At 73.7% G+C, this 24,357-nt stretch carries 22 protein-coding genes; 13 read left to right on the top strand and 9 right to left on the bottom strand.

Annotated features, from left to right (window positions below):
- Positions 1 to 7 precede the first annotated feature (7 nt).
- From AB0B02_RS04290 to AB0B02_RS04280, 3 genes are all read left to right on the top strand, one after another.
- Positions 8 to 910, top strand: coding sequence for a carbohydrate ABC transporter permease (locus AB0B02_RS04290; protein WP_357296691.1), 903 nt, complete (start codon positions 8 to 10; stop codon positions 908 to 910).
- Entirely contained in the window at positions 907 to 2,340 is a 1,434-nt protein-coding gene (locus tag AB0B02_RS04285; RefSeq protein ID WP_281935209.1) for a GH1 family beta-glucosidase, read from the top strand. Before AB0B02_RS04290 ends, AB0B02_RS04285 begins: the two co-directional genes overlap by 4 nt.
- An 85-nt stretch (positions 2,341 to 2,425) precedes the next feature.
- Positions 2,426 to 3,472 (top strand): LacI family DNA-binding transcriptional regulator, encoded by a 1,047-nt coding sequence (locus AB0B02_RS04280; protein WP_107162237.1) that lies wholly within the window; start codon positions 2,426 to 2,428, stop codon positions 3,470 to 3,472.
- Positions 3,473 to 3,538: 66 nt separating this feature from the next.
- Here AB0B02_RS04280 and AB0B02_RS04275 read toward each other — a convergent pair whose 3' ends face one another.
- Both AB0B02_RS04275 and AB0B02_RS04270 read right to left on the bottom strand, forming a co-directional pair.
- On the bottom strand, positions 3,539 to 4,750 hold the full coding sequence (locus AB0B02_RS04275; RefSeq protein ID WP_281935207.1) for an acyl-CoA dehydrogenase family protein: 1,212 nt from the start codon (positions 4,748 to 4,750) through the stop codon (positions 3,539 to 3,541).
- A complete protein-coding gene (locus AB0B02_RS04270) occupies positions 4,750 to 5,823 on the bottom strand; it encodes a phosphotransferase family protein (protein WP_281935205.1) in 1,074 nt (357 codons plus the stop codon). Before AB0B02_RS04270 ends, AB0B02_RS04275 begins: the two co-directional genes overlap by 1 nt.
- Before the next feature lie 147 nt (positions 5,824 to 5,970).
- Here AB0B02_RS04270 and AB0B02_RS04265 point away from each other — a divergent pair, with 147 nt between their 5' ends.
- Entirely contained in the window at positions 5,971 to 6,675 is a 705-nt protein-coding gene (locus AB0B02_RS04265) for an amino acid-binding protein (protein ID WP_281935203.1), read from the top strand.
- A gap of 81 nt (positions 6,676 to 6,756) precedes the next feature.
- Positions 6,757 to 7,884, top strand: coding sequence for a GNAT family N-acetyltransferase (locus tag AB0B02_RS04260; RefSeq protein ID WP_357296687.1), 1,128 nt, complete (start codon positions 6,757 to 6,759; stop codon positions 7,882 to 7,884).
- 636 nt (positions 7,885 to 8,520) lie between these two features.
- Here AB0B02_RS04260 and AB0B02_RS04255 read toward each other — a convergent pair.
- Positions 8,521 to 8,712 carry a DUF397 domain-containing protein gene (locus AB0B02_RS04255; RefSeq protein WP_281935198.1) on the bottom strand — a complete coding sequence of 64 codons (192 nt, stop codon included), beginning with the start codon at positions 8,710 to 8,712 and terminating at the stop codon, positions 8,521 to 8,523.
- A complete protein-coding gene (locus AB0B02_RS04250; protein WP_281935196.1) occupies positions 8,703 to 9,506 on the bottom strand; it encodes a helix-turn-helix transcriptional regulator in 804 nt (267 codons plus the stop codon). Before AB0B02_RS04250 ends, AB0B02_RS04255 begins: the two co-directional genes overlap by 10 nt.
- Before the next feature lie 393 nt (positions 9,507 to 9,899).
- Between AB0B02_RS04250 and AB0B02_RS04245 the strand changes: the two genes are divergently transcribed.
- From AB0B02_RS04245 to AB0B02_RS04230, 4 genes are all read left to right on the top strand, one after another.
- A complete protein-coding gene (locus AB0B02_RS04245; protein WP_357296685.1) occupies positions 9,900 to 10,193 on the top strand; it encodes a hypothetical protein in 294 nt (97 codons plus the stop codon).
- Between the two features lie 68 nt (positions 10,194 to 10,261).
- Positions 10,262 to 10,450 (top strand): flavin reductase, encoded by a 189-nt coding sequence (locus tag AB0B02_RS04240; RefSeq protein WP_357296683.1) that lies wholly within the window; start codon positions 10,262 to 10,264, stop codon positions 10,448 to 10,450.
- A gap of 198 nt (positions 10,451 to 10,648) precedes the next feature.
- Entirely contained in the window at positions 10,649 to 13,534 is a 2,886-nt protein-coding gene (locus AB0B02_RS04235) for a glycoside hydrolase family 9 protein (protein ID WP_357296680.1), read from the top strand.
- 200 nt (positions 13,535 to 13,734) lie between these two features.
- Positions 13,735 to 16,182, top strand: a complete 2,448-nt coding sequence (locus tag AB0B02_RS04230) for a non-reducing end alpha-L-arabinofuranosidase family hydrolase (RefSeq protein ID WP_281935186.1) — start codon at positions 13,735 to 13,737, stop codon at positions 16,180 to 16,182.
- A 74-nt stretch (positions 16,183 to 16,256) separates the two neighbouring features.
- Here AB0B02_RS04230 and AB0B02_RS04225 read toward each other — a convergent pair whose 3' ends face one another.
- The 3 genes from AB0B02_RS04225 to bioB all read right to left on the bottom strand — a co-directional run bounded on the left by AB0B02_RS04225 (position 16,257) and on the right by bioB (position 18,037).
- Positions 16,257 to 16,763 (bottom strand): GNAT family protein, encoded by a 507-nt coding sequence (locus AB0B02_RS04225; RefSeq protein ID WP_281935184.1) that lies wholly within the window; start codon positions 16,761 to 16,763, stop codon positions 16,257 to 16,259.
- Between the two features lie 4 nt (positions 16,764 to 16,767).
- The gene (locus tag AB0B02_RS04220; protein WP_281936254.1) at positions 16,768 to 16,950 is read right to left on the bottom strand and encodes a hypothetical protein; all 183 of its coding nucleotides are present in this window, start codon (positions 16,948 to 16,950) and stop codon (positions 16,768 to 16,770) included.
- Positions 16,951 to 17,041: 91 nt separating this feature from the next.
- Entirely contained in the window at positions 17,042 to 18,037 is a 996-nt protein-coding gene (bioB, locus tag AB0B02_RS04215; protein ID WP_281935182.1) for a biotin synthase BioB, read from the bottom strand.
- A gap of 156 nt (positions 18,038 to 18,193) precedes the next feature.
- On the opposite strand from bioB, the gene AB0B02_RS04210 reads away from it, so the two are divergent.
- The 4 genes from AB0B02_RS04210 (at position 18,194) to AB0B02_RS04195 (ending at position 22,552) form a co-directional block, all read left to right on the top strand.
- Positions 18,194 to 19,351 carry an 8-amino-7-oxononanoate synthase gene (locus AB0B02_RS04210; protein ID WP_357296678.1) on the top strand — a complete coding sequence of 386 codons (1,158 nt, stop codon included), beginning with the start codon at positions 18,194 to 18,196 and terminating at the stop codon, positions 19,349 to 19,351.
- Positions 19,348 to 20,076 (top strand): dethiobiotin synthase, encoded by a 729-nt coding sequence (gene bioD, locus AB0B02_RS04205; protein ID WP_281935178.1) that lies wholly within the window; start codon positions 19,348 to 19,350, stop codon positions 20,074 to 20,076. Before AB0B02_RS04210 ends, bioD begins: the two co-directional genes overlap by 4 nt.
- 167 nt (positions 20,077 to 20,243) lie before the next feature.
- A complete protein-coding gene (locus tag AB0B02_RS04200; RefSeq protein WP_357296676.1) occupies positions 20,244 to 21,878 on the top strand; it encodes a histidine kinase in 1,635 nt (544 codons plus the stop codon).
- Positions 21,875 to 22,552, top strand: coding sequence for a response regulator transcription factor (locus AB0B02_RS04195; protein WP_357296674.1), 678 nt, complete (start codon positions 21,875 to 21,877; stop codon positions 22,550 to 22,552). Before AB0B02_RS04200 ends, AB0B02_RS04195 begins: the two co-directional genes overlap by 4 nt.
- A gap of 24 nt (positions 22,553 to 22,576) precedes the next feature.
- Here AB0B02_RS04195 and AB0B02_RS04190 read toward each other — a convergent pair whose 3' ends face one another.
- Both AB0B02_RS04190 and AB0B02_RS04185 read right to left on the bottom strand, forming a co-directional pair.
- Positions 22,577 to 23,398 (bottom strand): ABC transporter permease, encoded by an 822-nt coding sequence (locus AB0B02_RS04190; protein ID WP_357296672.1) that lies wholly within the window; start codon positions 23,396 to 23,398, stop codon positions 22,577 to 22,579.
- Positions 23,395 to 24,327, bottom strand: coding sequence for an ATP-binding cassette domain-containing protein (locus tag AB0B02_RS04185; RefSeq protein ID WP_357296670.1), 933 nt, complete (start codon positions 24,325 to 24,327; stop codon positions 23,395 to 23,397). The genes AB0B02_RS04190 and AB0B02_RS04185 overlap by 4 nt, the downstream gene beginning before the upstream one ends.
- Positions 24,328 to 24,357: the final 30 nt, after the last annotated feature.

Below are 24,357 nucleotides of genomic sequence, written 5' to 3'. Positions count from 1 at the left end.
TGACGAGATGACGACCACCGCCCTCCGTCCGCCCACCCGGCCGCCCGCGCCTGCCAAGGCCAAGGCCACCCACCAGGCCGAGCGGCTCTTCAAGGCCAGCCCGCTCACCTGGTTCGGGCTGGTCCTCGGCGTGTTCCTGTCGCTGTTCCCGTTCTACTGGATGATCGTCATCGCCTCGCGGACCAACGACGCCGCCAACTCCTGGCCGCCGCCGTTCCTGCCCGGCGGCAAGCTCGGCGAGAACATCGAGCGGGTGCTGGCCAACGGCGACGCCAACGTCGTCAAGGGCCTGATGAACTCGTTCCTGGTCTCCGGGACGATCACCATCGCCACGGTGTTCTTCGGCTCGCTGGCCGGCTTCGCGTTCGCCAAGCTCCGCTTCCGGGGCAAGAACGCGCTGCTGCTGATCATCCTCGCCTCGATGATGGTGCCGATCCAGCTCGGTGTGCTCCCGCTCTACATCCTGATGGCGAAGCTCGACTGGCTGAACACCATGCCGTCGGTCACCGTGCCGTTCCTCATCGGCGGCTTCGGGATCTTCATGATGCGCCAGTACGCCGAACAGGCCGTCCCGAACGAGCTGATCGAGGCCGCCCGGGTGGACGGCTGTTCGACCTGGCGGGTGTACTGGCACGTGGTGATGCCCGCGCTGCGGCCCGCCGCCGCGGTGCTCGGCCTGCTCACCTTCATGGAGCAGTGGAACCAGTTCTTCTGGCCGTTCGTGGTGCTGGCCGACCCGTCCAACCCCACCGTCCAGATCTCGCTCCGTAGCCTCAACACCGCCTACTTCGCCGACAACTCGCAGATCTTCGCCGGTACGTTGATCGCGACCCTGCCCCTGTTCATCGTGTTCGTTCTGTTCGGCCGCCAGATCATCGGCGGCATCATGGAAGGCGCCGTCAAGTCGTGAGCAACCCAGCCAGCCCGCCCGCCGTCGGCGTTCTCGACGAGGGCCCGGCCGTCACGTTCCCGCCCGGCTTCCTCTGGGGCGCGGCGACCGCCGCGTACCAGATCGAGGGCGCCGCGGCGGAGGGTGGCCGTACGCCGTCGATCTGGGACACCTTCAGCCACACCGAGGGTCGGACGGTGGCCGGGCACACCGGCGACGTGGCCTGTGACCACTACCACCGGATGTCGGACGACGTGCGGCTGATGGCCGACCTGGGGCTGCGGTCCTACCGCTTCTCCGTCTCCTGGCCCCGGGTGCAGCCGGGCGGCGCCGGTGGGGTCAACCAGGAGGGGATGGACTTCTACCACCGCCTGGTCGACGAGCTGCTCGGGCACGGCATCGAGCCCTGGGTGACGCTCTACCACTGGGACCTGCCCCAGCCGCTGGAGGACGCCGGCGGCTGGCCGGCCCGGGACACCGCCGGCCGGTTCGCGGAATACTCGGCGCTGGTCGCCGACGCGCTCGGCGACCGGGTGAAGTACTTCACCACGCTGAACGAGCCGTGGTGCTCGGCGTTCCTCGGCTACGGCTCCGGCGTGCACGCGCCGGGCCGGTCGAACGGCGCGGACGCGGTCCGGGCCGGGCACCACCTGATGCTCGGCCACGGCCTGGCCGTGCAGGCGGTGCGGGCGTCCCGCCCGCAGGCGGAACTCGGGATCACGGTGAACCTCTACCCGGTCACCCCGGCCACCGGGTCGGCGGCGGACGCCGACGCGGCCCGCCGCATCGACGCGCTGGCCAACCGCTTCTTCCTGGACCCGGTGCTGCGCGGCGCGTACCCGGCCGATCTGATCGCCGACCTGCGGAGCGTCACCGACCTCGGGCACGTCCGCGACGGCGACCTGGCCACCATCTCCACGCCGCTGGACATGGTCGGGGTCAACTACTACAGCCGGCACGTGGTCGCCGCGCCGGTCGAGGGCGGGGAGCCGGAGCCCTACTGGCGGGCGCCGTCCTGCTGGCCGGGCAGCGAGGACGTCCGGTTCGTCACCCGGGGCGTGCCGGTGACCGACATGGACTGGGAGATCGACGCCCCGGGCCTGACCGAGACGCTGGAGCGGGTCCATCGGGAGTACACCGACCTGCCGCTCTACGTCACCGAGAACGGCTCGGCGTTCGTCGACACACTGGCCGACGGGCGGGTCGACGACCCGGACCGGCTGGCCTACTTCGCCGCGCACCTGCGCGCGTCGCACGCCGCGATCGAGGCCGGGGTGCCGCTCAAGGGCTACTTCGCCTGGTCACTGATGGACAACTTCGAGTGGGCCTGGGGCTACACGAAGCGGTTCGGCATGGTCTATGTCGACTACGACAGCCAGGCCCGGATCGCGAAGTCCAGCGCCAGGTGGTACGCCGACGTGATCCGACGCAACGGCCTGGCCGCACAATAAGCTGGGCCAGCCAGTAACGGGTGGTGCCCGGCGCCGGAGCCTCAACCGGTGCCGGGCCCGCCCGACCGTCGGAGGAGCACAGACGATGACAACGCAGCGCACCCGCTCGCTCGGGCGCCCGACCCTCGACGCGGTCGCGGCCCGCGCCGGCGTCGGGCGCGGCACGGTCTCCCGCGTGGTCAACGGCTCGCCGCAGGTCAGTCCGGAGGCCCGGGCGGCCGTCCAGCAGGCCATCGCCGAGCTGGGCTACGTGCCGAACCGGGCCGCCCGGGCGCTGGTCACCCAGCGGACCGACTCGGTGGCCCTGGTGGTCTCCGAGTCGGGGGAGCGGGTCTTCACCGAGCCGTTCTTCGCGGCGATCGTCCGGGGCGTCAGCTCCGGGCTGGTCGAGACGCCGATGCAGCTCTGGCTGGCGATGGTGCAGTCGCCGATCGAGCGGGAGCGGGTCGAGCACCACCTGACCAACCAGCACGTGGACGGCGTACTGCTGCTGTCCCTGCACGACTCGGACCCGCTGCCCACGCTGCTGGAGGAGCGCGGCCTGCCGGCGGTGCTCGGCGGCCGGCCGGCCCGGATGCTGCACCCGAACGCCCAACCGGCGTGGTTCGTCGACGTGGACAACGTCGGCGGCGCCCGGCAGGCGGTGGAGCACCTGTTCGCCCGGGGGCGGCGGCGCGTCGCCACCATCGCCGGCCCGCAGGACATGGGCGCCGGCCTGGCCCGGCTCTCCGGCTACCGGGAGGCGGTGCGCGCCGCCGGGGGCATGGTCGAGAACGGCCTGATCGCGTACGGGGACTTCAGCGAGGGCAGCGGCACGGCCGCCATGCGTCGGCTGCTGGACTCCTGCCCGGATCTGGACGCCGTCTTCGTCGCCTCCGACCTGATGGCCTTCGGCGCGTTGCGCGCGCTGCGGGAGGCGGGTCGCCGGGTGCCCGAGGACGTGGCGGTGATCGGCTTCGACGACGCCCCGATCGCCCGCCAGGCCGAGCCGCCGCTGACCACGGTGTTCCAGCCGGTGGAGGAGATGGGCCGGCAGATGGCCCGCCTCCTGGTCTCCCGCATCCGCGGCGACGACGTCCCTTCCCCGCACGTCCTCCTGAACACCGAGCTGATCCACCGCGCCTCCGCCTGACGCACCCCCACCACCACCTCCCCCCGCACGATCCGTGCATCAGCGGGCGTGGGGGGTGGGGGTGGGTCAGGACCAGCGGCGGAGTTCTCGGCGGGCGAGGGACGCGCGGTGGACCTCGTCGGGGCCGTCGGCCAGGCGCAGCGTGCGGGCCTGGGCCCAGAGCGCGGCGAGCGGGGTGTCCTGGCTGACGCCGGCCCCGCCGTACGCCTGGATCGCCTTGTCGATCACCCACTCGGCCATCGCCGGGGTAGCGATCTTGATGGCCTGGATCTCGGTGTGCGCGCCCTTGTTGCCCACGGTGTCCATCAGCCAGGCGGTCTTGAGCACCAGCAGCCGGGCCTGCTCGATCCGGACCCGGGACTCGGCGATCCACTCCCGTACCACGCCCTGCTCGGCGAGCGGGCGGCCGAACGCCACCCGGTCCAGCGCGCGGCGGCAGAGCAGCTCCAGCGCCCGTTCGGCCATGCCGACCAGCCGCATGCAGTGGTGGATCCGCCCCGGACCGAGTCGCGCCTGGGCGATGGCGAAGCCGGTGCCCTCGGCGCCGACCAGGTTCTCCACCGGCACCCGGACACCCGTAAAGTCGATCTCGGCGTGCCCGCCGTGCGGGGCGTCGGAGTAGCCGAAGACGGTCATCCCGCGTCGTACCGTCACGCCCGGGGTGTCCCGGGGGACCAGGATCATGCTCTGCTGGCGGTGCCGGTCGGCGTCCGGGTCGGTCTTGCCCATCACGATGAAGACCTCGCAGCGCGGGTCCATCGCCCCGGACGACCACCACTTGCGGCCGTCGACCACGTAGTGGTCGCCGTCGCGGGTGATCCGGGTGGCGATGTTCGTCGCGTCGGAGGAGGCGACCTCCGGCTCGGTCATGCAGAAGGCGGAGCGGATCGTGCCGTCCAGCAGCGGCGCGAGCCAGCGCTCCCGCTGCGCGTCGGAGCCGAACTCGGCCAGCAGCTCCATGTTGCCGGTGTCCGGCGCGGCGCAGTTCAGCGCCTCCGGGGCCAGGTGCGGGCTGCGCCCGGTCAGCTCGGCCAGCGGCGCGTACTGGAGGTTGGTCAGGCCGGCGCCGTAGCGCGCGTCCGGCAGGAACAGGTTCCACAGGCCCCGGGCCCGGGCCTCGGCCTTCAGCTCGTCCATCACCGGCGGCCGGGCCCACGGGTCGCCGGCGGCGAGCACCTGCTCGTGGTGCACCGGCTCGGCCGGCAGGACGCACTCGGTGAGGAACGCCTCCAGCCGCTGCCGCAGCTCGACCGTGCGGTCGTCGTACGCGAACTCCATCACTTCTCCCTCACCGCGTGCAGACCGTGCGCGACCAGCGGCGCCACCATCTCGCCGATCCGGTCGAACCCCTCGCCCAGCGTCTGCCCGAGGGTGTGCCGGTAGTGGATGCCCTCGCAGATCACCGCCAGCTTGAAACAGCCGAGCGCCACGTGCCAGTGCAACGGGCCGACGTCGACGTCGCTGCGGCCGGCGTAGCGGTCGATCAGCTCGGCGCCGGTGGGGAAGCCGGCCCGGGGGCCGATCCCGTCGGCCACCGGGTTGCCCTCGGCGAGGTCGCTGTCGCCCAGCACGTCCCAGTAGGTCAGCAGCAGGCCGAGGTCGGCCAGCGGGTCGCCCAGCGTGGCCATCTCCCAGTCGAGCACCGCCCGCACCGTCACCGGCTCGACGGCGGTGAGCAGATTGTCCAGCCGGTAGTCGCCGTGCACGATCCGGCCCGCGTTCGCGCCCTCCGGCACGCTGCCGGCCAGCGCGTCGCGCAGCTCGTCGATGCCGGGCAGCGGGCGGCTGCGGGACCGGTCGAGCTGCCCGGCCCAGCGCCGGACCTGCCGGGCCAGGTAACCGTCGGGGCGGCCGAAGTCGGCCAGCCCGACCTCGGCCGGCTCCACCCGGTGCAGCGTGGCGAGCGTGTCCATCATCGCCATGGCGAGGTCACGCCGCTGGCCGGCGGTGAGCGCGTCGGTCTGCTCGCGCCGCCGGTAGACCTCGCCGTCGACGTGGGCCATCAGGTAGAACGGCGCGCCGATGACGCTCTCGTCGGCGCAGAGCAGCAGCGCCTCGGGGACCGGCACGCCGGTCGGGGCCAGCGCCGAGATCACCCGGTGTTCCCGGGCCATGTCGTGCGCGGTGGCCAGCACGTGCCCGAGCGGGGGCCGGCGCAGCACCACCTCGCGGTCACCGGCGCGCAGCAGGTAGGTCAGGTTGGACTTGCCGCCGGCGATCAGGCGCGCGGACAGCGGCCCGGCCAGCTCGGGCCGGTGGGTGGCCAGGTGGGCGGCGAGTCGGTCGAGGTCGAGCCCGCGCGGGGCCGGACCGGTCGGTGGCCGGGTGGCGTCGACGGCCGGATCGGTCATCCGGATAGTCGACGGCAGCTCAGCTTTGTTGTCAAGGTCGGATTTTCCCGGCGGGACATGCCGCGGCAACGGGGACGAAACGGCCGGCCGGCAGGCTGGGAACAGCCTGCCGGCCACGCGCCGGCCCGCCGAGCGGAGGGGATCAACATGCTGCTGAGAGTTCGGGTGACCCTGCCCGACCGACCGGGCACGCTCGGCCAGGTGGCCCGGACACTCGGTGTCTCCGGGGCGGACATCGTCCAGGTGGTGGTCCTGGAGCGGCTCGGTGGGCGGGCGGTCGACGACTTCACCGTGGTCTGGCCTGGCGCGGCGCGGGTGGAACGGCTGCTCGCCGGGCTGGCCGCGATCCCCGGCGTCCGGGTGGACGGGGTGTGGCGGGCGATCGGCACGCCGACCACCACCGGCCAGGACGCGGAGCTGCTCGCCCAGGTGGCGGCGAACCCGACCGACGGGGTGGCCACGCTCGTCGACGCCGTGCCCGGCCTGCTCGCCGCGGACTGGGCGGTGGCCGCGGTGGTGCCGCTGGACTGGGCCGCGCGTCCCGGTGGGGCCGGCTCGGCCACCGTCGGGCACGCGAGCTGGCGGACCCCGACGCCGCCCCGGTTGCCCGAGGTGACCCCGCTGCGCGCCCGCGCGCTGACCAGCCCGGAGGGGCACCACTACGCGGTGGCGCCGTTCGGCCGGGCCGGGCTGGTGCTGGTGGTCTCCCGCGACCACGGCGAGCCGCTCTCGGCGGCCGCGTTCCACGCCACCGAGGTGGACCGGCTCGCCCAACTCGTCCGCGCCAGCGCGGTGATCCTCGGTGACCGGCTGGACCTGGTGGGCACGCCGCCGGTGACCACCGTCACCTGACCCGGAGGCGGGGCGTCACCCCGGGGCAACGGGGGCGCAACAGGCGACCGGCATGGTCGGTGGTGAGGAAGGGAGACAACCATGGCGCTGTGGCGGATCCGAGCCACCGTGGACGACCGGCCGGGTTACCTGTCGGTGCTCACGGCGAGCCTCGCGTTGCGCGGGGTCAACATCCTCACCGTGCAGGTGCACACCACCGAGGTCGGCGCCGTCGACGACTTCCTGGTCGACGCGCCCGAGCAGATCACCGAGGCCGACCTGCGGGCCGCGGTCGAGCGGGGCCGGGGACGGGACTGCTGGGTGGCGCGCAGCGAGGCGCGTGGGCTGGCCGACGAGCCGACGCGGGTGCTCGGCCTGGCCGGTCGGCTGCTCCGCGATCCGGAGGGCCCCGGCGCGGCGCTGCGGACGCTGCTGGGTGCCGACGCGGTGACCTGGCGTCCGACGTCCACCGCCGCGCCGGGCGGCGTGGGCGGCACCACGATGCTGCTCGCCGACCCGGCGGGCGGCGCCTACGAGCTGCGCCGTCGGGAGCCGAGCTTCACCCCGGCCGAGTACGCCCGGGCGCAGGCGCTGGTCGAGCTGGCGGCGACGCTGGACCGCCGGGACACCCACCGGGTCACGCTGGTGCTGCCCGACGGTGGGGAGGTGTCGGTGCGGCCGGCCACCGCAGACGACGTGCCGGCCGTACGCGAACTGCACGTCGGCTGCTCGGAGCGGAGCCGGCAGCGGCGCTACCTGAGCGGCGCGTACCCGTCGCCGGCCCGGCTGCGTCGGCTGCTCGAACCGGCGCGGGGGGTGACCCTGCTCGCCACGGCGGGCTCCGGCGGGGCGGCGGAGTCGGTCGTGGCGATGGCCAACCTGCTCGGCGAGGGCGACGAGGCCGAGGCGGCGCTGCTGGTCCGGGACGACTGGCAGCGGCGGGGCCTCGGCTCGGCGCTGCTGCGTCGGCTGCTCGGGCACGCCGGCCGGGCCGGTTGCGCCGCGGTGCTGCTGCACGTGCAGGCCGAGAACACGCCGATGCTGCGGACGCTGCGCCGGCTGGACCGGCCGGTGACGCTGGACCGCGACGGCGGCGTGCTGACCGCGACGTTGCCGCTGACCCCCGCCGGCCGGGTGGGCGTGCCGGCCGGCCGAGGGCCGGGGGCCGTCCGACCGGCGTGGCCCGGCCGGGACACCGCGGCGGGCCTGCCGGCGCAGCGGCCGGGTTAGAGCTGACGGCAGCCCGGCCGGGTCCACTCGGTGAGCCGCAACGGCGCGGCACGCCGACGGGGCCCGGCGGGGAGCCGACACCGGCGCCGATGCGGCGCCACCCTGACCGACCTCCGATGCGGGGGACGGTGACACGGACGGGGCCTCCGGTGCGGGGGCCCCGTTCGTGTCCCTGGGCGGCAGGTAGCTGACGGTTCGTCCGCCGCGACCTGCCCGCCGGCAAGATGCCGACCACGCGTCGCCAGCCCCGACGCCCGCCGACGCCCGACACGGCAGAGCGCCCCGGGCCGTACGGGTCCGGGGCAAGTGCGGCGGGCTCGAGGTGAGGGTTTCGTCGATCATGGACTTGTGGTGCCAGGAAATGTTCGATTCGGCATGAAATCGGAGGTGCCACAAGTCCAAGATCGGCAGAGGTTCGCCGCTTCCTGAAGTGTGTCGGGGCCAGCCAGGATGAATGCTCCGGGCAGCCCGGAGTGGGTGCTGGCGGACAGCGGCACGAACGCAAATGAATATGGGGCTGCTCCGCGCAGGTCATCAGGTGCTCGACCTGCTCGACCATCACGCCAGATCGCCGCAGGCCCGGCGGCGGAGCGCCCCGGCCCGCACGGGTCCGGGGCGCTCTCGGGTCAGGAGCGGTCAGCCGCGCTCGGCGATCTGGGCGACGAACGCCCGCCAGGACGCCGGCTCGAAGGCGAGCGTCGGGCCGGTCGAGTCCTTCGAGTCCCGTACGCCGACGACGCCGGGAAGGTTGTCGGCGACCTCCACGCAGGCCCCTTGGTTACTGCCGCTGCGGGTGCTCTTGCGCCAGTGCGCGCCAGTCAGGTCCATGACTTTGCCACTTCCGTTATCAGCTCGGAGGACTGTTGCAGTGTCAGCGCCTCGGCGAGGATGGCTTCCCATTGCTCGCGTAGGGCCGCCACCTCGGGGGTCCGCTCGACCACCTGACCCCGCAGCCGGTTGTCGAGGTAGCCCACGTCAACCAAGTCCGCCAGGGTCGCGACGACAAACGGCCCGTCGAGGCCAGCGTACGCGCCGACCCCACGCGGTACGACGTGGATTCTGACGCGCCGCCGGTGCTGGCTGAGCTGCGCCAGGTGGAACAGTTGCTCGCGCATCACTGCGGGGCCGCCGACGGGCCGCCGAAGGACTGCGTCGTCTAGAACGGCAACGAGGTGCGGCGGGTCGTCGCTGGCGAGGATCTGTTGCCGCGCAAGCCTTTTGGCTACTCGCGTCTCCACCTCCTCGGCGCTGATCCTGCCATCGCTGCCGAACACGGCGCGTGCGTACGCCTCGGTTTGTAAGAGTCCGGGTACCCACGCCACCTCATACCACCGCAACGTGCGGGCCTGCTGCTCGAAGGTGATCCACTCGCGTAGCCAGAGCGGCGCGGCGTCGAGTTCGGAGAGCCGATCGAGTAGGCGCGCGAACATGCCCCCGGTCTTCAGCGCGCGATCGATCGAGGCGGCGTAATCGCCGGTCGGCGGGCGCGAGCCGGTCTCAACGGCGCTGACGTGCGTGCCCGAGTAGCTGATGAGCTTGCCGAAATCGTCCTGACTGAGGCCGCGAGACGCACGTGCGTGCCGTAGCTCGTCGAGCAGGACTTCGGCGGCTGTCATGGTCATGTTCCCCAAGCCTCCCCCACCTTCAGCCGATGCGCCTCCATGGCTCCCCACTAGGGCAAACGCTGGTCGCCGCACTCTCTCCAACGTGGCCGAACACCTTCCGACACTAGGCGGTCACGCACAAGAGTGTCACCAGTGCGGCGCGGCCGGCAGGGACCACCCGAGACCCGGCGACCGTGTCAGTCAGGGGACCGCCTCGTCCGGCAGGCGTCAGCGCGGGGCGGTCCCCCTTCCATTTCCCCCGCGAGAGGAGGGCGTGTCCGTGCCCGAGGAGAAGCCGACCCCCAGCCCGCAGTCGACCCCGCCGCCGGTCCGACCGAACCGCGTTCCGCCGTCGCGCTGGCTGTCGTCGCCGGCAACGACGACGCTCTTCCCGCGACCGGGCGACGGCCGGTGACCGCGCCGCGCCGCCGCCGGCCGGAGGTGCCCGCGCTGCGTGCCGGCGACGTCCTGCACCTCACCCAGGAGGCGTCGCCGCAGTTCGTCCGCCCGATCAGGGTCCGGATGATCCGTGTGCTGGATTGGACGACGTACGACGGTTGGTTGTGGGCCGACGTCTACCAACTCGGCCCGGACGGCAACGCGACCGCCCGCCGGTCCCTGTTCCTGTGGCGGAGCGGAGTGCGCGTGCTGACCCCACCGCCGCCGGTGTCGCAACGCCGCCCGCGCGTCGGCGCTCTCGTGTGATGGCCCGCCGCCCCGGCCCCGCCGACCACGTCCCGTCGCGGCCCACCTGGCGCTGCCGTGCTTGCGGGGTGGCCTGGCCGTGCTCGACGGCGAAGCTGACCCTCCTCGCGCGCTACCGCGAGCGGAAGGCCGACCTGCGGGCGTACCTCCTGACCCTGCACGAGACTGCGGCCGAGGAACTGGCCGATCTGGACGGCGGCCGGTGCCCGGCGGACCTCGAAGACCGCTTCACCGCCTGGGCCGAGCCTCGCGGCTGACCCTCCCCGACCGACCCGCCTCGCTCCCGGCCGTCTTCCCAAACCGGCGGCGGCGAGATTACATTGTCAACCATCCATGGGAGCGCTCCCGCGCTCCTGCGGCCCACCCCACCACCACCGCCGCACGGCGGCCCGACCGGCACCGTCCGACGCCGATCGCGCCGCCGTGCGGCAGCCCATCCTCCACAGGAGCTCGCCATGCCCCGACCGACCCCGCCGCCGCGCGGTCGCCCGTCCCGCCGGCTGCTCGCCGCCGGCGCCGCGCTGGTGGCCGCGTTGGCCACCACCGTGCCGCTGCCGGCCGCCGCCGTGCCGGCCACCGCGTCCGCCCCGGCCGCGCAGGCCGCGGCCGCGTACAACTACGCCGAGGCGTTGCAGAAGTCGCTGTTCTTCTACGAGGCGCAGCAGTCCGGCCGCAAGCCGTCCTGGAACCGGGTCTCCTGGCGGGGCGACTCGGCGTTGACCGACGGCGCCGACGTCGGCGTCGACCTGACCGGCGGCTGGTACGACGCCGGCGACCACGTGAAGTTCGGCTTCCCGATGGCGTTCAGCACCACCATGCTGGCCTGGGGCGCGGTCGAGTACCGGGACGGTTACGTCGCCTCCGGCCAGCTCAGCTATCTGCTCAACAATCTGCGCTTCGTCAACGACTACTTCGTCAAGGCACACCCCGCGCCGAACGTCCTCTACGGCCAGGTCGGCAAGGGCGACGACGACCACAAGTGGTGGGGGCCGGCCGAGGTGCTGCCGATGGCGCGGCCCGCGTACAAGATCGACGCGAGCTGCGGTGGCGCGGACCTGGCCGGCGAGACGGCGGCGGCGATGGCCGCGTCGTCGATGGTGTTCCGCCCCACCGACGCCGCCTACGCGGACAAGCTGCTGGGCCACGCCAAGCAGCTCTACACGTTCGCCGACACGGTGCGGAAGTCGTACAGCGAGTGCATCACCGACGCGGCGTCGTTCTACAAGTCCTGGAGCGGCTACCAGGACGAGCTGGTCTGGGGCGCGACGTGGCTGTACCGGGCCACCGGCGACGCGGCCTACCTGGCCAAGGCGGAGAGCGAGTACGACAAGCTCGGCACCGAACCGCAGTCCACCACCCGCTCCTACAAGTGGACGCTCGCCTGGGACAACAAGCAGTTCGGCGCGTACGTGCTGCTGGCCAACCTGACCGGCAAGCAGAAGTACGTCGACGACGCCAACCGCTGGCTGGACTACTGGACCGTGGGCGTCAACGGGCAGAAGGTGCCCTACTCGCCGGGCGGGATGGCGGTGCTCGACTCCTGGGGCGCGCTGCGCTACGCCGCCAACACCGCGTTCGCCGCGCTGGTCTACAGCGACAGGACCACCGACGCGACGCGTAAGACGCGCTACCACGACTTCGCGGTCCGGCAGGTCAACTACGCGCTCGGCGACAACCCGCGCAACTCCAGCTACCTGATCGGGTTCGGGACCAACTCCCCGAAGAACCCGCACCACCGCACCGCGCACGGTTCCTGGTGGGACAGCCAGACCGTGCCGGTCGAGACCCGGCACGTGCTCTACGGCGCGCTGGTCGGCGGCCCGTCGGCGGCCAACGACGCGTACACCGACAGCCGGTCGGACTACGTGATGAACGAGGTGGCCACCGACTACAACGCCGGCTTCACCTCCGCGCTGGCCCGGCTGACCAACGAGTACGGAGGCAGCCCGCGCGCCGGCTTCCCGACCGCCGAGACGCCGGACATGGACGAGCTGACCGTGGAGACCACGGTGATGCAGGCCGAGCCGCGGGCCACCGGGCTCAAGGCGATCATCTACAACAAGTCGGCGTTCCCGGCCCGGGCGCTGACCACCGGAAAGTTCCGGTACTACTTCCGGCCGGACGGCACCGGCCCGGTGACCGTCACGCCCGGCTACACCCAGGGCTGCCCGTCGCCGTCGACGGCCAAGCAGTTCTCCGGCGACATCTGGTACGTCGAGGTGGACTGCACCGGCTACACCATCGCGCCGGCCGGGCAGTCGCAGCACCGGATGGAGGTGCAGTTCAAGATCGGCGTGCCGGAGGGCGGCACCTGGGACCCGACGAACGACCCGTCGTACCAGGCCACCGCCGGGCCGAACCGCAAGGTGCCGCTCTACTCCGGCGGCGTGCGGGTGTGGGGCGACGAGCCCGGCCCGGCCACTCCGGACACCACCGCGCCGACCGCCCCCGGCACCCCGGTCGCCTCCGGCGTCACGGCCACCGGCCTGACGCTGACCTGGGCCGCCGCCACCGACACCGGCGGCAGCGGCCTGGCCGGCTACGAGGTGACCCAGGCGCAGACCGGCAGCGACGCGCTGGTGCTGCGCCCGGCCACCACCAACACGCTCGCGGTGACCGGGTTGACGCCGGAGCGGACGTACCAGTTCACCGTGCGCGCGGTCGACGGCGCCGGCAACCGGTCGGTGGCCTCGGCGGCGCTGGCCGTCACCACGCCGGCCGCCCCGGCGCCGGACACCACGCCGCCGACCGCGCCCGGCACGCCCACCGCGTCGGCGGTCGGCCCGACCGGGCTCACCCTGACCTGGGGTCCGGCCACCGACGCGGTCGGGGTGACCGGGTACCGCGTCTACCGGGGCGGGACCGTGCTGGTCGGCTCCACCACCGGCACGACGCTGGCGGTGACCGGGTTGACCGCCTCCACCGCGTACACGTTCACCGTGGTCGCGGTGGACGCGGCCGGCAACGTCTCGCCGGCCTCGCCCGGCGTCACGGTCACCACCACGGCCGCGCCGACCGGCGGCGGCTGCGCGGTGACCTGGACGGCGAACACCTGGGACACCGGGTTCACCGCGAACGTCACGGTCACCAACACCGGCACCAGCGCGATCAACGGTTGGACGCTCGCCTTCACGTTCCCGAGCACCGGGCAGAAGGCCGGGCAGGGCTGGTCGGCGAACGTCACCCAGACCGGCACGGCGGTGACCGCCTCGAACCTCGCCTACAACGGGACGCTGGCGGCGGGGGCGTCGACGAGCTTCGGCTTCAACGGCACCCACACCGGCACGAACCCGAGGCCGACCGGCTTCACGCTCAACGGGAGCGCCTGCACCGTCTCCTGACCACCGATCCGGCGGGCGCGGTCGGTCATCACACCGGGTGACCGACCGCGCACGCGGTCCGGAAATCTTCCGAAACTTTTCCGAAACATATTGTCCACCCGCGCGGTCGATGAAAATATCGAAGGAATTAGATACCTCAACCTTGACGTCCAGTCGTCCCCGCCCAGACGGCTCGGGTGTTGGCCAGTAAGGAGGCCACGGTGGCAATGAGCCCATCCGCTGCTCGCGGCGGGACCCGACGGCGGCGATCGCCCGCCGTCCGAGCGCTGCTCGCCGGTGCGGTCAGCGTCGTGACGGTGGCCGCGGTCGCGGTGATGATGCCGTCGGCGAACGCCGCGGCGAGCACGCTCGGCGCGGCGGCCGCGCAGTCGGGCCGGTACTTCGGCACGGCGATCGCGGCCGGCCGGCTCGGTGACTCGACGTACAGCACCATCGCGGCGCGTGAGTTCAACATGATCACGGCCGAGAACGAGATGAAGCCGGACGCCACCGAGCCCCAGCGGGGCCAGTTCAACTTCAACTCCGGTGACCAGATCTACAACTGGGCCACCCAGCGTGGCCTGAAGGTGCGCGGTCACACGCTGGCCTGGCACGCCCAGCAGCCCGGCTGGATGCAGAGCCTCAGCGGCAGCAACCTGCGTCAGGCGATGATCGACCACATCAACGGTGTGATGGCCCACTACAAGGGCAAGCTCGCCGCCTGGGACGTGGTGAACGAGGCGTTCAACGAGGACGGCAGCCGCCGTAACTCCAACCTCCAGGGCACCGGCAACGACTGGATCGAGGTGGCGTTCCGCACCGCGCGGGCGGCCGACCCGTCGGTCAAGCTCTGCTACAACGACTACAACATCGAGAACTGGTCGTACGGCAAGACGCAGGGTGTCTACCGGATGATCCAGGACTTCAAGTCCCGGGGCGTGCCGATCGACTGCGTCGGTCTCCAGACCCACTTCACCGGCGGCAGCTCGCTGCCAAGCAACTTCCAGACCACGCTGTCCAGCTTCGCCGCGCTCGGCGTGGACGTGGCGCTCACCGAGGCCGACGTCACCAACGCCTCCACCAGCCAGTACGCCGGCCTGACGCAGGCCTGCATGAACGTGCCGCGCTGCATCGGCATCACCGTGTGGGGTGTGCGCGACAGCGACTCCTGGCGCTCCGGCGAGAGCCCGCTGCTGTTCGACGGCGGCGGCAACAAGAAGGCCGCGTACACCTCGGTCCTCAACGCGCTCAACGCGGCGGCCCCGACCACCTCGCCGACCGCGACGCCGACCTCCGGGCCGACCACACCGCCGCCGTCCGGCGGCAGCGGCCGGATCGTCGGCGTGCAGTCGGGCCGGTGCGTCGACGTGCCCAACGCCACCCAGACCAACGGCACCCGGGTCCAGCTCTACGACTGCAACGGTCAGTCGAACCAGCAGTGGACGTACACCAGCAACAAGCAGCTGATGGTGTACGGCAGCAAGTGCCTCGACGCGAACGGCGCGGGCACCGCCAACGGCACCGGCATCATCATCTACGACTGCAACGGGCAGCCGAACCAGCAGTGGAACATCAACTCCAACGGCACCATCAGCGGCGTGCAGTCCGGCCGCTGCCTCGACGTCTGGGGCACCGGCAACGGCCAGCAGATCCAGCTCTACGACTGCCACGGCCAGACCAACCAGCAGTGGCGGACCGACTTCGGCACCACCACGCCGCCGCCCACCACGCCGCCGCCCACGACCACGCCGCCGCCGAGCGGCTGCGCGCTGCCGTCGACCTACCGCTGGTCGTCGACCGGCGCGCTGGCGAACCCGGCGAACGGCTGGGTCTCGGTCAAGGACTTCACCAACGTGGTCTACAACGGCAAGCACCTGGTCTACGCGTCGAACGTGAACGGCAGCGGGCAGTACGGCTCGATGAACTTCGGCCTGTTCACCAACTGGTCCGACATGGCCTCGGCCAGTCAGACCGGGATGAGCCAGGGCACGGTGGCGCCCACGCTGCTGTACTTCGCCCCGAAGAACATCTGGGTGCTGGCGTACCAGTGGGGGCCGACGTCGTTCAGCTACAAGACGTCAAGTGACCCGACCAACGCCAACGGCTGGTCCGCGGCGCAGACGCTCTCCACCGCGACCCTCCCCGACGCCCCGTACGGCGTCATCGACCAGACGCTCATCGGCGACGACCAGAACATGTACCTCTTCTTCGCCGGGGACAACGGCAAGATCTACCGGTCGAGCATGCCGCTCGGGAACTTCCCGGGCAGCTTCGGCTCGAGCTACACGACGATCATGACCGACTCGACGAACAACCTGTTCGAGGGCGTCGAGGTCTACAAGGTGGCGGGCCAGAACCAGTACCTGATGCTCGTCGAGGCGATCGGCAGCCAGGGGCGGTACTTCCGCTCCTTCACCGCCACCAGCCTGGGCGGCACCTGGACCCCGAACGCGGCCACCGAGAGCAACCCCTTCGCGGGCAAGGCCAACAGCGGTGCGACGTGGACCAACGACATCAGCCACGGTGACCTGGTCCGCAACAATCCCGACCAGACCAAGACCGTCGACGCCTGCAACCTCCAGTTGCTGTACCAGGGCAAGAACCCCAGCGCGAGCGGCGACTACAACCTGCTGCCGTGGCGGCCGGGTGTGTTGACCCTGCAACGCTGACGGATCGCTGACCACCGGGGCGTGCCCGGCACCGTGCGGTGCCGGGCACGCCCGTCGGTGTGGCGCCGCCGGAATCAGTCGGCCAGGTCGTCGGCGAGCAGGTCCATCAGCAGGGCGTCGTGCCAGCGCCCGTCGGCGCCCCGCTCGTAGCGCCGCATGATGCCCACCGGCCGGAAGCCCACCTTCGCGTACGCCCGGATCGCGGCCGTGTTCGCCGCCGCCGGGTCGATGGTGAATCGGTGGTGGCCGTACTCGTCGGCCAGGTGCCGGGCCAGCGTCCGGATCGCGTCCCCGCCCAGCCCGGCGCCGCGTACCTCCGGGTCGAGGAAGATGTCCAGGCTGGCGTGGCGGTAGTCGGGGTCGGTCTCCGCGTACCACTGGATCGCGCCGACCAGCCGGCCCTCGTGCTCGACCACGAACACGGCCAGCGCGTCGTCGGCCAGGTCGGCGCGGACCGCCTCGGCCAGGTCGTCACCGCCCCGCCACCAGCGGCGCACCTCCGGGGTGGCGCGGATCGCGGCCAGCGCGGCCACATCGGCGTCCGTCGCCGGCCGCAGCGTCACCGTCCGCCCGCGCAGCATCGCGTCAGCCCCGCCGCTCGCCGTGCTCGACACAGACCGCCGACCATCCGGCCGGCACGACCTGCACCTTCATCCGCCGGCGGCAGGACGCGCACCAGCGCGGCGGCTCCCACGCCCGCGCCGCCGCGCAGGCCGGGTGCGGGCCGGCGGCCACCGACTCGCCGCACCTGTCGCACCAGCGCGTCACCGCGCCGGCGTCGTCGGCCGTGCCGGCGCGGTTGGCCGCGTCGGCGTCACCGGCCGGCACGTCGGGTCGGACCAGCTTCGTCACCGTCGCCTCACAGGGTCGCCGAGAGCGCCTTCACCGGCATCTTCAGGTCGGTCAGGAGTTGCAGGTCGTCGGTGGCCGGCCGACCCAGCGTGGTCAGGTAGTTGCCGACGATGACCGCGTTGATGCCGCCGAGCAGGCCGTCGCGGGTGCCGAGGTCACCCAGGGTGAGCTCGCGACCGCCCGCGTACCGGAGGATGGTGCGCGGCATGGCCAGCCGGAACGCGGCGATGGCCCGCAGCGCGTCCTTGCCCTCGACCACCGGCCGGTCACCCAGCGGCGTGCCGGGGCGCGGGTTGAGGAAGTTCAGCGGCACCTCGTGCGGGTCCAGCTCGGCGAGTTGCGCGGCGAACTCGGCCCGCTGCTCCACCGTCTCGCCGAGCCCGAGGATGCCGCCGCAGCAGACCTCCATGCCGGACTCGCGGACCATCCGCAGCGTCTCCCAGCGCTCCTCCCAGGAGTGCGTGGTGACCACGTTCGGGAAGTAGGAGCGGCAGGTCTCCAGGTTGTGGTTGTACCGGTGCACGCCCATCGCGGCCAGCTCGTCGACCTGCTCCTGGGTGAGCATGCCGAGCGAGGCGGCGACCTGGATGTCGACCGCTTCGCGAATGGCGGCCACGCCCGCGCGCATCTGCGCCATCAGCCGGGCGTCCGGGCCGCGGACGGCGGCCACGATGCAGAACTCGGTGGCCCCGGTCGCGGCGGTCTGCTTCGCGGCCTCGACCAGCGCCGGGATGTCCAGCCAGACCGACCGGACCGGCGAGGTGAACAGGCCGGACTGGGAGCAGAAGTGGCAGTCCTCCGGGCAGCCGCCGGTCTTCAGCGAGACGATGCCCTCGACCTCGACCTCCGGGCCGCACCACCGCATCCGGACCTCGTGGGCGAGTTGGAGCGCGGCCGGCAGGTGCTCGTCGGGCAGGTTCAGCACGGCGAGGATGCCGGCCTCGTCGAGGCCGACGCCGTTCTCCAGCACCCGGGTCCGGGCCTGGTCGAGGATCTCTGGCATGGCTCGTAACCTAACAGGCCGCCGGAAGCGCGGGAAACCGTCGTGAGCGGCCCGGCGAGCCGGGACCACGCCACGCCGGGGTCGCCCGCCCGGGTGGTAACTTCGCCCGGCGGAAGCGCCCGGCGGGGCGGGCGGTCGGCGGGAGGGGACGGTGCGGTGGCGGACTGGCTGGCGGCACTCGACCGCAGCGCCGAACAGCGGGCCGAGGCGGGCCTGACCCGCACGCTGCGTCCCCGCGCGGCCGACGACGACGTCGTCGACCTGGCCGGCAACGACTACCTCGGCCTGGCCACCCACCCGGAGGTCACCGCCGCCGCCGCGACGGCCCTGTCCCGGTACGGGTTGGGCGCCACCGGGTCACGACTGGTGCGCGGCTCCACCGACCTGCACCACGCGCTCGAGGACGACCTGGCCGCCTGGCTCGGCGTCGACCGGGCGCTGGTCTTCTCCTCCGGCTACCTGGCCAACCTCGCCGCCGTCCGGGGCCTGACCCAGCCGCGTACGCTGCTCGTCTCCGACGCGCACAACCACGCCTCGCTGATCGACGGCTGCCGGATCTCCCGCGCCGAGACGCTGGTGACGCCGCACCGGGACGTGGCCGCGGTGGCCGCCGCGCTGGCCGCCGCGCCGGGCCGGCCGGCCGTGGTGGTGACCGAGTCGGTCTTCTCCGTGGACGGCGACGTGGCACCGCTCGCGGAGCTGCACGCGGTGGCCCGCCGGCACGGCGCGTTGCTGCTCGTCGACGACGCGCACGCGCTCGGCGTCACCGGCCCGGCCGGCGCCGGCGGGGTGGCCGCGGCCGGGCTGGCCGGCGCGCCCGACGTGGTGGTCACCGCGACCCTGTCCAAGGCGCTCGGTGGGGCCGGCGGCGTGGTCGCCGGGCCGGCGGAGTTCGTCCGCCACCTGGTGGAGACCGGCCGCACGTTCATCTTCGACACCGCGCCGCCGCCGGCGGTGGTGGCCGGGGTGCGGGCCGCGGTGCGGCTGGCCCGGGACGGCGACGCGCTCCGCGCCGAGCTGACCGACCGGGTCGCGCTGGCGGTGCGCCGGCTGGGCGCGGCGGGGCTGCCCGTGTCCGCCCCCGACGCGGCGGTGGTCTCGGTGACCGCGCCCGGCCCGGAGGCGGCGACCGCCTGGGCGGCGGCCTGCCGCGACCGGGGCGTGGCGGTCGGCTGCTTCCGTCCGCCGTCCACGCCGGACAGCCGCTCCCGGCTGCGCCTGACCATCGGCGCCGGGGTGGACCGGGCGGACTTCGAACGGGCCCTGGACGTGATCGTGGCGTGCGCCCCGCAGTCCCGAACGGAGGACTCATGAGCGACGGCTGGACCGGCGCGGTGCTGGTGACCGGCACCGACACCGGGATCGGCAAGACCGTGGTGACCGCGGCCGTCACCGCCGCCGCCCAGGCGGCCGGGCTGCGGGTGGCGGTGGTCAAGCCCGGTCAGACCGGTACCGCCACCGGCGAGCCCGGTGACGTCGACTCGGTGACCCGGCTGGCCGCCCCGCTCACCGGCCGGACGCTGGCCAGCTACCCGGACCCGCTCGCCCCGCTGGCCGCGGCCCGGGTCGCCGAGCTGCCGCCGCTGGAGCTGTACAACGCGGTCGACGCGGTCCGCGAGGAGGTCGACAAGCACGACCTGGTGCTGATCGAGGGAGCCGGCGGGCTGCTCGTACCGATGGGGTTGCGGCCGTCCGGCGAGCCCTGGACGGTGGCCGACCTGGCGGTGTCGCTGGGCGCGCCGGCCGTGGTGGTGGCGCGGGCCGGGCTCGGCACGCTCAACCACACCGCGTTGACGCTGGAGGCGCTGGAGCGGCGGGCCGTGCCGGCCGGCGTGGTGATCGGCGCCTGGCCGACCGAGCCGGAGCTGGTGCACTGGCTGAACCTGTCCGAGCTGGTGCCGAACCTGCTCGGCGCGGTGCCCGCCGGCGCCGGCGGGATGGACCCGGGCGTGTTCCGCCGGTCCGCGCCGGGTTGGCTCACCCCGGCGCTCTACGGTGTCCTCGACGACTGGCGGGCCTGGGCCGAGGAGAGCGGCTGAGGAGTAAGGCGGGGCCCCTTCTCAACGCATTCGGTATAGGCGGGGGCCCCTTTTAACGCCACCCTCGGCTCACCGCGTCGGGCGCCGGGGCGTGTTTACCCCTGCCCTCTACGGCGGGCTGAGTACCTGACCTTCGTCGGTGTCCGGCCCCGGCCGGCGTGGGTAGCGTGACCGCCGTGGAACTGCGCCCGCTGTCCCCGACGGCCCGTCGCCGGGCCGGTGACCTGCTGCTCTGGGCCGTGCTCGCGACGCCGGTGACGTACGCCCGGCTCACCCCGCCGTGGCGGTCGCACGAGGTGCCCCTGCTGGTCGGCGTGTTGGCGCTGCTCGGCGTGGCGGTGGCGGTGAGCCGCCGGTGGCCGCTCGTGGCGGTGTCGGCGGTGGTGGCCGGCTCGCTCGTCGACGGCAACGTGGTGTTCGCCATCCCGGTCCTCGGCTACCTGGCCGGGCTGCGCAGCGCCCGCGCCGCCCCGGCGGCGGCGGTGTTCGCCGCCATCGCGGTGACCGGCACCGTGCTCAACCTCGGCCTGCTCGGCACCGAGCCGGCCGCCTGGTTCCAGCTCACCTCGGTGCTGCTCTTCGCCGGCGTGTTCCCCTGGCTGCTGGGCCGGCTGCGGCGCCAGCACCGGGCGCTTGCCACGGCCGGGCGACGGCACGCCGCGCAGGAGCGGCGGAGCGAGGCGGAACGGGTACGCCTGCGCGAGCGGGCCCGCATCGCCCAGGACATGCACGACTCGCTCGGCCACGACCTGAGCCTCATCGCGTTGCGGGCGGGCGCGCTGGAGCTGGCGACCGGACTGTCGCCGGCGCACCGTGCGGCGGCGGGGGAGCTGCGGGCCAGCGTCGCCGCCGCCACCGAGCGGCTGCACGAGGTCATCGGGGTGCTGCGCGAGGAGCGCCCCCGGCGCCCGCCCGGCGAGTCGGTCGCCGACCTGGTCGACGGTGCCCGCGACGCCGGCATGACCGTGCACCTGCCCGGCGAGGCGGCCGCCGACGTGGGCCTGCCGCCGCTGGTCGCGCATGCCGTGCACCGGGTGGTCCGGGAGGCGCTGACCAACGCCGCCCGGTACGCGCCGGACGCCCCGGTCACGGTCACCGTGGCGCGCGCCGCCGACGCGGTCACGGTCGCGGTGGTCAACCCGCAGGCCCCGGCCGGTCCGCTGCCCGGGCCGGCGTCGCAAGGCTCCGGCCTGCTGGCGCTGCGCGAGCGGGTACGCCTCGCCGGCGGCGCCCTGGACGCCGGCCGGTGCGACGGCGGTTGGGCGGTCACCGCTCGCCTTCCGTTGTCCAGGGGCGCGTTGTCCGCCCCGACAGACGGCCGTCGGCCGGACGTGCGACCCGGCGGCGACCCGGTGCCCGTCGCCAGCCTCGGCCCCCCGCGGGCCGGTCGGCGGCCCGGCGGCGGGCCGTGCGGCGGTGACTCGCACGACGGCGGCGATCCGTACGGCGGCGGGCGGCGCGGCGTGGAGGCCCGGCGGCTGCGGGAGGCCCGCCGGCGGGTCCGCCGCAGCCTGCTCGTCGCGTTCGGTGCGCCGGCCGGGCTGGCGCTGGTGCTCGCGCTGGTCTACTACCCGCTCGCCACCGCCGGGGCGGTGCTCGACCGGCCCGGCTTCGACCGGCTGAGGCTGGGCGAGCAGCGTGACGCGCTCGGGCTGCCCCGGCGGCAGGCCGAGCCGCCCGCCACCGGCACGGCCCCCGGCTGCGAGTTCTACACCGACGGCAACTTCCCGTTCGCGGAGCCGACCTGGCGGCTCTGCTTCAGCGACGGGAAGCTGATCAGCAAGGAGCGGATCGCGTCATGACCGACGACCACGGGCGGCCGCTGCGGGTGGTGCTCGCCGACGACGAGGCCATGGTGCGCGCCGGGGTGCGGGCGATCCTCGCCGCCGACCCGGGCGTCGAGGTGGTCGGCGAGGCGGGCGACGGCCACGCGGCGGTGGAGCTGGTGCGTGCGCACCGGCCCCGGGTGGCGCTGCTCGACATCCGGATGCCCCGCTGCGACGGGCTCGACGCGGCGGCGCAGATCCGCCGCCTGGTGCCGGAGACCGCACCGGTCATGCTCACCACGTTCGGCGACGACGACCTGATCGCCCGCGCGCTCGGCCTCGGCGCCGCCGGCTTCCTGCTGAAGTCCGGCGACCCGAGGGAGCTGCTGGCCGGGGTGCGCGCGGTGGCCGACGGCGGGGCGTACCTGTCACCCCGGGTGGCCCGCCGGGTGATCGAGTTGAGTGGGGGGCGGCTCGCCCGTGGCCCGTCCGCGCGGGATCGGCTGGCCGGGCTGACCGACCGGGAGCGGGAGGTGCTCGCGCTGGTCGGGGCAGGGCTGTCCAACGCCGAGATCGCCCGCCGGCTGCACCTGGTCGAGGGCACCGTGAAGAGCTACCTGACCAGCGTCTTCACCCGACTGAACGTGCGTAACCGGGTGCAGGCGGCGATCCTCGCGTACGAGGCGGGGCTGGTCCCGCCCACCGGCTGACCAGCCCCGCCCGTGCCGGCGCGGTCAGGCGTCGCGCCGGGCCAGCGCCCACCGGCCGCACGCCAGCGCGCCGGCGGCCCAGCCGGCGAGCAGCAGCAGCCCGACGGCCGCCGGGTACGGCTCGGTGTCGCCGGCCAGGAAGTGGCCGCCGGCGACGCCGGGGAACGCGTCGGCGATCCGGGTGAGCACCGTGATGTCCGGCTCCTGCAACGACAGCGGCACGATGTACAGCAGCGCCAGGAGCACGGTCAGCGTCAGCACCGGGCCGCGCAGCGCCGCGGCGAGCCCGAGCGCCAGCACGCTCACCAGCGCCAGGTATCCGGCGCAGGCGACGATGTCGGCCACCGTGCCGCCCAGCGGCGCCCGCCCCCACTCGCCCAGCACCGGCCGGGCCACCGCCGCGCCGACGCCGCCGAGCAGCAGCCCGACGCCGAACGTCACCGCGCCGACCACGAGCGCCTTGGCCGCCAGCACCCGACCCCGGGACGGGGTGCAGCGCAGCGTGGTGCGGATGGTGCCGGTGGCGAACTCGCTGGTGATCGCGAACAGGCCGAGCGCGAGCACGACGAACTGGGTCAGCTCCAGCGAGCCGGCCACCACGTCCCCGACCGGCAGCACGCCCGGGTCCACGGTCGGGTCGTCGTCGGTGTTCGCGTTCACCGCGTAGATGGCGAGCTGGGCGGCGGTGGCCGCCATGGTGACGAGCGCCGCGACCAGCGTCCACCAGGTGGAGCGGACCGACCAGAGCTTGGTCCACTCGGCGGCCACCGCGCCGACGAGCGGACGGCCGGCCGGGGTGGCCCGGGACGTCGGCCGGGTCTCCTGGAGCGTGGGCGGTGCGGTCATCGGGTTTCGCCTCCGGTCGGGCCGGCGACGTACTCGACGCTGGCGGCGGTCAGTTCCAGGAACGCCTCTTCCAGGGAGGGCGCGACGGCGGTCAGCTCGTGCAGCCGCACCCCCAGTTCGTACGCCAGGTCACCGACCCGGTCGGCGGTGCTGCCGGCGACGGAGAGGCCGTCGTGCCCGGCGGTGACGGTCGCGCCCTCGGCGGCCAGTCGGTCGCCGAGCGCGGCGAGCGCGGCCGGTTCCGGCCCGCGTACCCGGATCGAGGCGGCGGGCCGGGTGGCGATCAGCTCGGCCAGCGGCGCGTCGGCGACCAGCCGGCCGCGGCCGAGCACCACCACCCGGTCGGCGGTCTGCTGCATCTCGCTCATCAGGTGGCTGGAGATCAGCACGGTGCGTCCCTCGTCGGCGAGTCGGCGGGTGAACCCGCGGATCCACCGCACCCCGTCCGGGTCGAGGCCGTTGACCGGCTCGTCGAGCAGCAGCACCGGCGGGTCACCGAGCAGCGCGCCGGCGATGCCGAGCCGCTGTCCCATCCCCAGCGACAACGCCCGGCCCGGCTTGCCGGCGGCCCGGGTGTCCAGACCGACCAGGTCGAGCACCTCGGCGACCCGCCGGGCCGGTACGCCGTTGCTGCGCGCCGTCGCCCGCAGGTGCGCCACGCCGGAGCGGGCCGGGTGCACGCCGGTGGCGTCGAGCAGCGCGCCGACCTCGTACAGCGGGTGCCGCAGGGTGCGGTACGCGCGCCCGTTGACCAGGGCCGCTCCGGCGGTGGGCCGGTCCAGGCCGAGCACCATCCGCATGGTGGTGGACTTGCCGGCGCCGTTCGGGCCGAGGAACCCGGTCACCTGGCCGGGGCGGATCTCGACGGTCAGGTCGTCGACGGCGGTCACCCCGCCGAACCGTTTCGTCAACCCACGAAGTGTGATCATGCGGCGACGCTAGGCGTCGGCGGGCACCCC

Source organism: Micromonospora sp. NPDC049240 (assembly GCF_040647835.1).
Taxonomy (GTDB): Bacteria; Actinomycetota; Actinomycetes; order Mycobacteriales; family Micromonosporaceae; genus Micromonospora.
The sequence above is the reverse complement of the archived record's forward strand: the minus strand, read 5'-3'. Positions and strand labels throughout refer to the sequence as shown.